Here is a 10512-nt window from a genome sequence, read left to right on the forward strand (position 1 = left end):
CCGCCGGCCGGCGAGCAGCAGGTGCCGCACACCGTGGGTGGTGGCGAGGTGGCGGGCCAGCAGCCGGCCCAGCACGCCGGTGCCGCCGGTGATCAGCACGGTGCCGTCCGGGTCGACGCCGCCGGGCAGTGGCTCCAGGGCGGCCGGAACCCGGGCGAGGCGCGGGGCGCGTACCTGGCCGGCCCGCAGGGCGACCTGCGGATCGCCGGCGCCGATCGCGGCGGCGAGCAGGGCGGCGCTGTCCGGGTCGGCGTCGAGGTCGACGAGCTGGAGGCGGCCGGGGTGTTCGAGCTGGGCGGCCCGGAGCAGGCCCCAGACGGGTGCCTGCCGCAGGTCGACCACCGGCTGCTCCCCCACCGCCACGGCGTCGCGGGTGACGAGCACCAGCCGGGTGTCGGCGAACCGGTCGTCGGCGAGCCAGGTCCGCAGGGTGTGCAGGACGCGGTGGGTGGTGGCGCGGGCCTGCGCCGCGACGTCGGCGTCCGTGTCGGCGTCGCCGTTGTTCCCGGCGCCGCCGACCGGCACGATCAGTGCCTCGGGCGCCGGCTCGCCCCCGGCGAGCAGGTCGGCGAAGGAGTCGGGGTCGAGGTCGGTGCGGACCCGGGCGCCGGCGGCCTCGCCGGCGGCGCTGAGGGCCAGGTCGTCGCCGAGCACCACCCACCGGGTGGCGGCGGGGACCGGCCCCGCGGGTACGGGCACCGTCGGCCAGTTCACCTGGAACAGCGACTCGTGCCGGCCGGAGCGGGCGGCGCCGAGGGCGTCCCCGGTGACCCGCCGCATGATCAGCGATCGGGCGTGCAGGACGGGGGCGCCGGTGGCGTCGGCGACCTGGAAGGTGACGCCGACCTCGCCGGCCGCGGCGACGCGCACCCGCAGGGCGGTGGCGCCGGCGGCGAGCAGGGTCACCCCGGTCCAGGCGAACGGGAGCCGGGGCACGGTGGCGTCGGCGCCGTCGCCCATCCGGCCGAGGAAGCCGCCGATGGACATGGCCTGCAAAGCGCCGTCGAGCAGCGCCGGGTGGATGCCGAAGCGACCGGCCTCGGCGTGGTGGTCGGCGGGCAGTTCCACCTCGGCGAAGACCTCGTCCCCGCGGGTCCAGGCGGCGCGCAGGCCGCGGAACACGGGGCCGTAGCCGAAGACGGTCGCCTCGATGCCGGCGTAGAAGGCGTCGGACTCCACCGGGGTGGCGCCCGGCGGCGGCCAGACGCCGAGGTCGAAGGCGGGCGGTTCGGTGGTCCGGGGGGCGAGCAGGCCGGTGGCGTGGCAGGTCCAGGCCACGTCGGCGAGGATCTCGTCCGACCCGTCGCGGTACGGGCGCGAGTGCAGTTGCACGGTGCGGCGGCCCGCCTCGTCGCGCTCGCCGACGGTGAGCTGCACCTGGAGGGAGCCGAGTTCGGGCAGGACCAGCGGGGCGAGCAGGGTGAGCTCCTCCACCACGGGCGCGCCGGCCTGCTCGCCGGCGTGGGCGGCGAGTTCCACGAAGGCGGTGCCGGGCAGCAGGATGGCGTCCATCACCCGGTGCTCGCCGAGCCACGGGTGGGTACGCACCGACAGCCGCCCGGTGAACACCATCCGCTCGCTGTCGGGGAAGGTGACCGCGGCGCTGAGCAGCGGGTGGCCGGCGTCCTGGAGGCCGGCGGAGGCGACGTCCTGGGCCCGGTGCACGGGCGGGTCGAGCCAGAACCGCTGCTGCTCGAAGGCGTAGGTGGGCAGGTCGACGGTGCCGGTCTCGGCGAGGACCTTGGTGAGGTCCACCGGGAGGCCGAGGGTGTGCGCGGTGGCCAGGTTGGTGAGCAGGCGGGTGGGGTCGTCCTCGCCGCGGCGCAGGGTGCCGACCGTGTGGCCGGTGGTGCCGGTGTCGTCGAGGATCGCGGTGACCGGCATGGTGAGCACCGGGTGCGGGGAGATTTCGACGAACGTCGTGTGACCCGCCGTGATGGCCGTGCGGACCGCCGGGTCGAACTGGACGGTCCGGCGCAGGTTGTCATACCAGTACTGGGCGCCCATCGTCTCCGGGTCCACCCAGGTTCCGGTCAGCGTCGACACGAGACGGATGTGCCCCGGCTGCGGGGTGATATCGGCCAGGTCGGTACGGAGCTGTTCGGCGACCTGCTGCACCGACGGCGAGTGCGACGCGTAGTCCACCGGGACCAGCCGGGCACGAATCCCGTCGGCCTGACACGCCTCCACCAGATCGGCCACGGCCTGCGGCGGCCCGGACACCACCACCGTGGCCGGGCCGTTCACCGCCGCGATCCCGACCCCCGCGAAGCGGCCGGCGTCTCGCGCACCGGCCGACGGCTCACCCGCCACTGCCGTCGGGCCCTCGCTCGTTGCGGGCCCGGCAGCGATGCCCAGGCGCGCGGCCACCTCCGCCGCCGACAGGTCGATCGAGGCCATCGTCCCGGTGCCGGCCAGCACCGCCAGCGCCCGCGACCGCAACGCCACCGTCCGCGCCGCGTCCTCCAGCGACAGGATCCCCGCCACACACGCCGCGCCGATCTCGCCCTGCGAGTGCCCGATCACCACCTGCGGGGCCACGCCGACGTGCTGCCACACCGCCGCCAGGGCCATCCCCACCGCCCACAGCACCGGCTGCACGACCTCGACCCGGTCCAACCACGACTCGTCGTCACCGCTCAGCACCGAGGCCAGATCCACATCCAGATACGGCGCCAGCGCCGCCTGGCACTCGGCCAGCTTCGCGTCGAACACCGGCGTGCGGCCCACGAGGCCCGCCGCCATCCGCGCCGACTGCGCACCCTGACCGGGGAACACGAAAACCGGACCCGCGCCGTGACCCGACGCCGTGCCCGCCACGACGCTCCCCGAGGGCACGCCGCCGGCCAGCGCGTCCAGCCCGGACACCAGCTCCTCGACCGACGCGCCGACCACCACGGCGCGGTGGTCGAACGTCGACCGGGTGGTGGCCAGCGACCAGCCCACCGCCGCCGGGTCCGCGTCCCCGTGCTCCCGGACGTACGCGGCCAGCCGGGCGGCCTGCCCGGCCAGGGCCCCACGCGACCGGGCCGACACCGGCCACACCGTCACGTCTGCGTCAACCAGGCCCGCACCGCCCGTGACCGGGGCGGCCGGCTCGTCGCCCTGCTCGACGATGACGTGGGCGTTGGTGCCGGAGATGCCGAAGGAGGACACCGCCGCGCGGCGCGGCCGCCCCACCGCAGGCCACGGCCGGGCCTCGGTGACCAGCTCCACGGCCCCGGCCGACCAGTCGATGTGCGGCGACGGCTCGTCCACGTGCAGGGTGGCCGGCACGAGGCCCGCCCGAATCGCCTGCACCATCTTGATCACACCGGCCACCCCGGCGGCGGCCTGCGCGTGCCCGATGTTGGACTTGATCGAGCCGAGCAGCAGCGGCCCACCCTCGCCCCGGTCCTGCCCGTACGTGGCGATGAGCGCCTGCGCCTCGATGGGGTCGCCCAGCGTCGTGCCGGTGCCGTGCGCCTCCACCACATCCACGTCGGACGGCGCGAGCCGGGCCGAGGCGAGAGCCTGCCGGATCACCCGCTGCTGCGACGGCCCGTTGGGGGCGGTCAGCCCGTTGGACGCGCCGTCCTGGTTGATCGCGGAGCCGCGGACCACGGCGAGCACGTGGCGGCCCTGCCGGCGGGCGTCGGAGAGCCGCTGGACCAGCAGCAGGCCGACGCCCTCGGACCAGCCGGTGCCGTCGGCCGAGGCGGCGAAGGACTTGCACCGGCCGTCGGCGGCCAGGCCGCGCTGCCGGGAGAACTCCACGAAGGCGGTCGGGGTGGCCATCACGATGACGCCACCGGCGAGCGCGAGGTCGCACTCGCCGCGGCGCAGCGCCTGGCCGGCCCAGTGCAGCGCGACGAGGGAGGACGAGCAGGCGGTGTCGAGCGAGACCGCCGGACCCTCGAGCCCGAAGGTGTACGCCACCCGGCCGGAGATGACGCTGCTGGTCATCCCGGTGAGCGCGTAGCCGGAGGTCTCCTCCGGCGCGTACGCCAGCAGGGAGCCGTAGTCCTGGCCGCTGGTGCCGACGAACACGCCGGTGCTGCTGCCACGCACGGTCGCCGGGTCGATGCCGGCCGACTCGAAGGTCTCCCAGGTGGTCTCCAGCAGCAGGCGCTGCTGCGGGTCCATGGCCAGGGCCTCACGGGGGCTGATGCCGAAGAAGCCCGGGTCGAACCGGTCGACGCCGGCGAGGAAGCCGCCGCCGCGGGCGTAGAAGGTGCCCGGGGCGTCCGGGTCGGGGCTGTAGAGGGTGTCCAGGTCCCAGCCCCGGTCGGTGGGCAGGTCGGTGACGGCGTCGACGCCGTCGGCGACCAGCCGCCACAGCTCCTCCGGGGACGACACCCCGCCGGGCAGCCGGCAGGCCATGCCGATGATGGCGAGCGGTTCGTCGTCGCCGACGGCCACGGTGGTGGTCACCGGCCGGGCCGGGGCGGCGGTGCCGCCGATCTCGGCGCCGAGGTGAACGGCCAGGTCGTGCGGGCTCGGGTAGTCGAAGACCAGGGTGGCGGGCAGGCGCATGCCGAACGCGTTGTTCAGCCGGTTGCGCATCTCGACGGCGGTGAGCGAGTCGAACCCGAGCTCGCTGAACGCCCGGCGCGGCTCGATGGCGGCCGGGTCCGGGTAGCCGAGCACGGCGGCGGCCTGGCCGCGGACGATCTCGACCAGCGCGGCGACCCGGTCGGCGTCGCCCAGCGCGGCGAGCTGCTGCACCAGGGACGCCCCGGTGGTCGGGAGCGCCGCGGCGCCCCGGCCGCCGCGGATCAGCGCCCGGTACAGGGGCGGGACGGCGCCGGCGAACTGCATCCTCATGGCGGCGAGGTCGAGGCGGGCCGGGACGAGCGCCGCGTCGGCCGTCCGGCAGGCGGCGTCGAAGAGGGCCAGGCCCTCCTCGGCCTCCATGGCGGCCACGCCGGAGCGGGAGATCCGGTTGAGGTGGACGTCGTCCAGCTCGGTGGTCATGCCGCTGCGGTCGGCCCAGAGGCCCCAGGCGAGGGTGAGCGCGGCCAGCCCGCGGGCCCTGCGGTGGTGGGCCAGCCCGTCGAGGAACGCGTTGGCGGCGGCGTAGTTGCCCTGGCCGGGGCCGCCGGCCGTGGCCGCGAGCGACGAGTACGAGACGAACGCGGTGAGGTCGAGGTCGGCGGTCAGCTCGTGCAGGTTCCAGGCGGCGTCCACCTTCGGCCGCAGGACGTCGTCCATCCGCTCCGGCGTGAGCGAGGAGATCACGCCGTCGTCGCGGACGCCGGCGGCGTGGATGACGGCGGTGAGCGGGTGCGCCGACGGGATCGCGGCGAGCAGGTCCGCGACGGCGGCCCGGTCGGCGACGTCGCAGGCGGCGACGGTGACGGTGGCGCCCAGCGCCTCCAGGTCGGCGCAGAGTTCGGCGACCCCGGCGGCGGACCGGCCGCGCCGGCTGGTGAGGATCAGGTGGCGGACGCCGTGCTGTGTCACCAGGTGCCGGCTCATCAGCTGCCCGAGGGTGCCGGTGGCGCCGGTGATCAGGACGGTGCCGTCGCCGTCGAACGGGGCGGCGGGCGGCTCGGCGAGAGCGGGGACCCGGGTGAGGCGGGCGCCCGCGGCGACGCCGGACCGGATGGCGAGCTGCGGCTCGTCGGTGGCGACCGCCGGCACCAGCGCGGCGGCGGAGCCGGGCACGTCGTCGACGTCGACCAGCACGAACCGGTCGGGGTTCTCCGACTGGGCGGACCGCAGCAGGCCGATCACGGCGGCGCCGGCCAGGTCGGTGAGGTCGGTGTCCTGGGCGGTGGCGACCGCGCCCCGGGTCAGCACCACCAGGCGGGCCGCCGCGTACCGGTCGTCGGCGAGGAACCGCTGGAGCACGTCGAGCGCCCGGTGGGTGGTCTCCGCCACGGCCCGCGGCACGTCGGCCGGCCCGGCCGCGTCGAGGAAGGGCACCACCAGCACGCCGGGGACGTCCGCGCCGTCGTCGAGCGCCGCGGCCAGGGCGTCCAGCCCGGGGTACGCCGCCGCGGCCGTGCCGGCGGCCGCGAGGGCGTCGGTGAGGCCGGCGTCATCGCCGATGACCGCCCAGGCGACGGTCGGCGGGGCGGCGGCCGGGGCGAGCGGCGCCCACTCCACCCGGTACAGCGACTCGGTGTCGCCGCCCCCCGCCACCCGGAGCTGGTCGGCGGAGACGGGCCGCAGGACGAGGGAGCCGACGGAGACGATCGGAGCGCCGGTGACGTCGGCCAGCAGCAGCGAGACGCTGTCGGTGCCGGTGTGCGTGACGCGGACCCGGGCCGCCGCCGCGCCGGCGGCGTGCAGGGCCACGTCGTTCCAGGAGAACGGCAGCCGGCCGTGGCCGGGCGGGATGGTCGCCCCGGCCGGGGCGCCACCGGGCGGGGTGAGGCCGAGGGTGTGCAGCGCCGCGTCGAGCAGCGCCGGGTGCAGGCCGTACGCGTCGGCCTCGGCGGCGGGCGTCTCGGGCAGCGCCAGTTCGGCGAAGAGATCGTCCCCGCGCCGCCAGGCCGAGCGCAGCGCGATGAAGGACGGGCCGTAGTCGTAGCCCCGGGCGGCGAGGTGCCGGTACAGGTCGTCGGTGGCGACCTCGGTCGCGCCGGGGGGCGGCCAGGCGGTCAGGTCGGACCAGCCGGGCGGCCCGCTCGGGGCGGCCGGCCCGCCGGCCAGTACGCCGCTGGCGTTGCGGGTCCAGGCGCGCTCGCCGTCGGCCGGTTCGCCGTCCGGGGCGGAGTGCAGCGACACCGACCGGCAGCCGGTGTCGTCGGCGGGGCCGATCCAGAGCTGGATGTCGACGCCGCCGGTCTCCGGGAGGATGAGCGGCGCCTCCAGGGTGAGTTCCCGGACGTGGTCCGCGCCGACGTGCGCGCCGGCCTGGAGGGCGAGTTCGACGAAGCCGGTGCCGGGCAGCAGCACGGTGTCGAAGACGACGTGGTCGGCGATCCACGGGTGCGTACGCCGGGCCAGCCGCCCGGTGAACAGGAAGCCCTCGGCGTGCGCGACGCCGACGGCCGCGCCGAGCAGCGGGTGCCGGGCGGGGCGCAGGCCGACCGCGGTGACGTCGCCGGTCCAGCCGCCGCCCGCCTCCGGCCAGTAGCGCCGGTGCTGGAAGGCGTAGGTGGGCAGGTCTACCCGGCGGGCGCCGGTGCCGGCGAACCAGGGCTCCCAGTCGACCGGGACGCCGTGCACGTGCAGGTCGGCGAGGGCGGCGAGCAGGGCGTGCGGCTCGGGTCGGTCCTTGCGCTGGACGGCGACGGCGAGGAGGTCCTCGTCGTCGGGCAGCGCGTCGGCGGTGAGGGCGGTCAGGACGCTCTGCGGGCCGATCTCCAGGAAGGTCCGGGCGCCGGCGGCCGCCAGCGCCGTGACGCCGTCGGCGTACCGGACGGCCCCGCGGACGTGCCGGACCCAGTAGTCCGGGGTGCGGATCTCCGCGCCGTCGGCGAGGGCGCCGGTGAGGTTGGAGACGATCGGCAGCAGCGGCGCCGAGAACGTCAACCCGTCCAGGACGGTGCGGAACCCCTCCAGCATCGGCTCCATCAGCGGGCTGTGGAACGCGTGGCTCACCGACAGGCGACGGGTCCGCGCGCCGCGCTCGCGCCAGATCCGCCCGACCTCGTCCAGGACGCCGACGGCGCCGGAGACGACCACCGCGGACGGACCGTTGACGGCGGCGATGTCCACCCCGGCCAGGCCGGCGATCGACCCGGCCACCTCGTCCTCGGGGGCGGCGATCGCCAGCATGCCACCACCGGCCGGCAGCGCCTGCATCAACCGGCCCCGCGCCGCGACGAGGGCGCACGCGTCCGCCAGGGACAGCACCCCCGCCACGTACGCCGCCGTGACCTCCCCGATCGAGTGCCCGCCCACGAGGTCCGGCACGATCCCGAACGACTCGACCAGCCGGAACAGCGCCACCTCGACGGCGAACAGGCCGGCCTGGGTGAATTCCGTCTGGTCCAGCAGGTCTGCCTCGGGCGAGCCTTCGGGGGCGAACAGCACCGTCTTGAGCGGCTGCGGCAGCAGCGGATCCAGGTGCGCGCACACCTCGTCCAGGGCGGCGGCGAACACCGGGAACGCCTCGGCCAGTTCGCGGCCCATGCCGGCGCGCTGCGCGCCCTGACCGGAGAAGAGCACGGCCAGGTGTCCCCGGTCGGTCGCCTGTCCCGCCACCACGGCGCCCGACGGCGCGTCCGCCGCGAGCGCCCGCAGCGCGGCCAGGAGGTCGTCGCGGCCGGTCGCCGTGATCACGGCCCGCCGGTCGAGGGTGGCCCGCGCGGTGACCGACGAGAACGCCACGTCCAGGGCCCGCAGGTCGGGCTCGGCGTCAAGCCGAGCGGCCCAGCGGCCCGCCTGCGCGGCGAGCGCGGCGGCGTCGCGGGCCGACACCGCCACCGGCACGACCGGGCGGACGGTCGCCGGCGCGGCGTCGGCCGGCGCGGCCTCCGGCTCGGGGGCCTGTTCGAGGATGGTGTGCGCGTTGGTGCCGGAGACGCCGAACGAGGAGACCGCCGAGCGGCGGGGCCGGTCCACCGCCGGCCACGGGGTGGGCTCGGTGACCAGTTCGACGGCGCCGGCGTCCCAGTCGACCTGCGGGGTCGGGGCGTCCACGTGCAGGGTGGGCGGGACGACGCCGTGCCGCATCGCCATCACCATCTTGATCACCCCGGCGACGCCGGCCGCGGCCTGGGTGTGCCCGAGGTTGGACTTGACCGAGCCGAGCAGCAGCGGCGCCGCGTCCCCCCGGTCCTGCCCGTACGTGGCCAGCAGCGCCTGCGCCTCGATCGGGTCGCCGAGCCGGGTGCCGGTGCCGTGCGCCTCGACCACGTCCACGCCGCCGGCGGCGAGACCGGCGTTGGCCAGGGCCTGCCGGATCACCCGCTGCTGGGCGGGCCCGTTGGGGGCGCTCAGGCCGTTGGAGGCGCCGTCCTGGTTGACCGCGCTGCCGCGGACCACGGCGAGGATCGGGTGGCCGTTGCGCCGGGCGTCGCTGAGCCGTTCCAGCAGCAGCACGCCGACGCCCTCGGACCAGCCGGTGCCGTCGGCGGCGGCCGCGAACGCCTTGCACCGCCCGTCGGCGGCGAGGCCGCGCTGCCGGGAGAACTCGACGAACGCGGCCGGGGTGCACATCGCGGTGACCCCGGCGACGACGGCGAGGCCGCACTCCCGCTGCCGCAGCGCCTGCCCGGCCAGGTGCAGGGCGACAAGCGACGACGAGCAGGCGGTGTCGACGGTGACCGCGGGCCCCTCCAGGCCGAAGGTGTAGGCGATCCGGCCGGACATCACGCTGCCGGCGTTGCCGGTCATCAGGTGGCCCTCCAGGCCGTCGGCGGCGCCCATGAGCACGCTGCCGTAGTCCTGGCCGGTGCTGCCGGCGAAGACCCCGGTCCGGCTGCCGCGCAGGGTGTGCGGATCGATCCCGGCGCGCTCGAACACCTCCCAGGAGGTCTCCAGCAGCCACCGCTGCTGCGGGTCCATGGCCAGCGCCTCGCGCGGCGAGATGGCGAAGAAGCCGGGGTCGAAGTCGGCGAGGTCGGGCACGAAGCCGCCCCGGCGCGCGTACGAGGTGCCGGCCTGCTCCGGGTCGCCGTCGTGCAGCGCGCCGAGGTCCCAGCCCCGGTCCGCCGGGAAGTCGGTGATGACGTCCCGGCCGGACGCGACCACCTCCCACAGGTCCTCCGGTGAGCTGACCCCGCCGGGGAAGCGGCAGCTCATGGCGACGATGGCGACCGGTTCCTGCTCGCCGGCCTCCACCTCGCGCAGCCGCTGCCGCACCTGGTGCAGGTCGGCGGTGACCCGCTTGAGGTAGTCGAGAAGCTTCGCCTCGTCAGCCATGGACCGCCCACTCCTTGTGTTGACCCGAACCGGCAGCGATCACGTCAGGACACCCCCAGCTCGCGGTCGATGAAGTCGAAGACCTCGTCCGGGGTGGCGTCCTGGAGCTTCTCGGCGACGGCGTCCCCGTCGGCCGGGGCGTCCGCCTCGTTGAGCGAGGCCAGCAACGCCCGCAACCGCTCGGTGATCCGGTTCCGGGCGCTGCGGTCCGGCGCCGAGCCCGCCAGCGCCGCCTCCAGCCGGTCGAGTTCACCGAAGACCGGCGCCGCGCCGACCACTCCCCCGTCGACGACCGCGGCCCGGACGTACTCGGCGAGGGCGGCGGCGGTCGGGTAGTCGAAGACGACCGTGGCGGGCAGCCGGGTGCCGGTGGCCGCGGTGAGCCGGTTGCGCAGTTCCACGGCGGTCAGCGAGTCGAAGCCGAGTTCCCGGAAGGCCCGGTCGGGTTCGACGGCGTCCGTCGAGGCGTGCCCGAGCACCGCGGCGGCCTGGCCGCGTACCAGTTCCAGCAGCGTCTTGCGCCGCTCGGCCTCGGTCTGCCCGGCGAGCAGGGCGGCGAGCGACTCGGCGGACGCCCCGGTGTCCTCGGCCCGCTCGGCGGCGGCGCGGCGCGCGGCGGGGACGCCGGTGAGCAGCGGGCTGGGTCGCACGGCGACGAAGCCGGGCACGTACCGGGCCCAGTCGATGCCGGCGACCAGCGTGACCGGC

Annotated in this window: 2 protein-coding genes; both read right to left on the reverse strand. The window is 76.5% G+C overall.

Annotated features, from left to right (window positions below; translation table 11 throughout):
* The coding region (locus B0E53_RS27475) for a type I polyketide synthase (protein WP_107078678.1) at positions 1 to 9804 on the reverse strand (9804 nt) is incomplete at its 3' end.
* A gap of 44 nt (positions 9805 to 9848) precedes the next feature.
* The coding region (locus B0E53_RS27480; protein ID WP_168215422.1) for an acyl carrier protein at positions 9849 to 10512 on the reverse strand (664 nt) is incomplete at its 5' end.

This window comes from Micromonospora sp. MH33 (assembly GCF_003013775.1).
Lineage (GTDB): Bacteria > Actinomycetota > Actinomycetes > Mycobacteriales > Micromonosporaceae > Micromonospora > Micromonospora fulviviridis.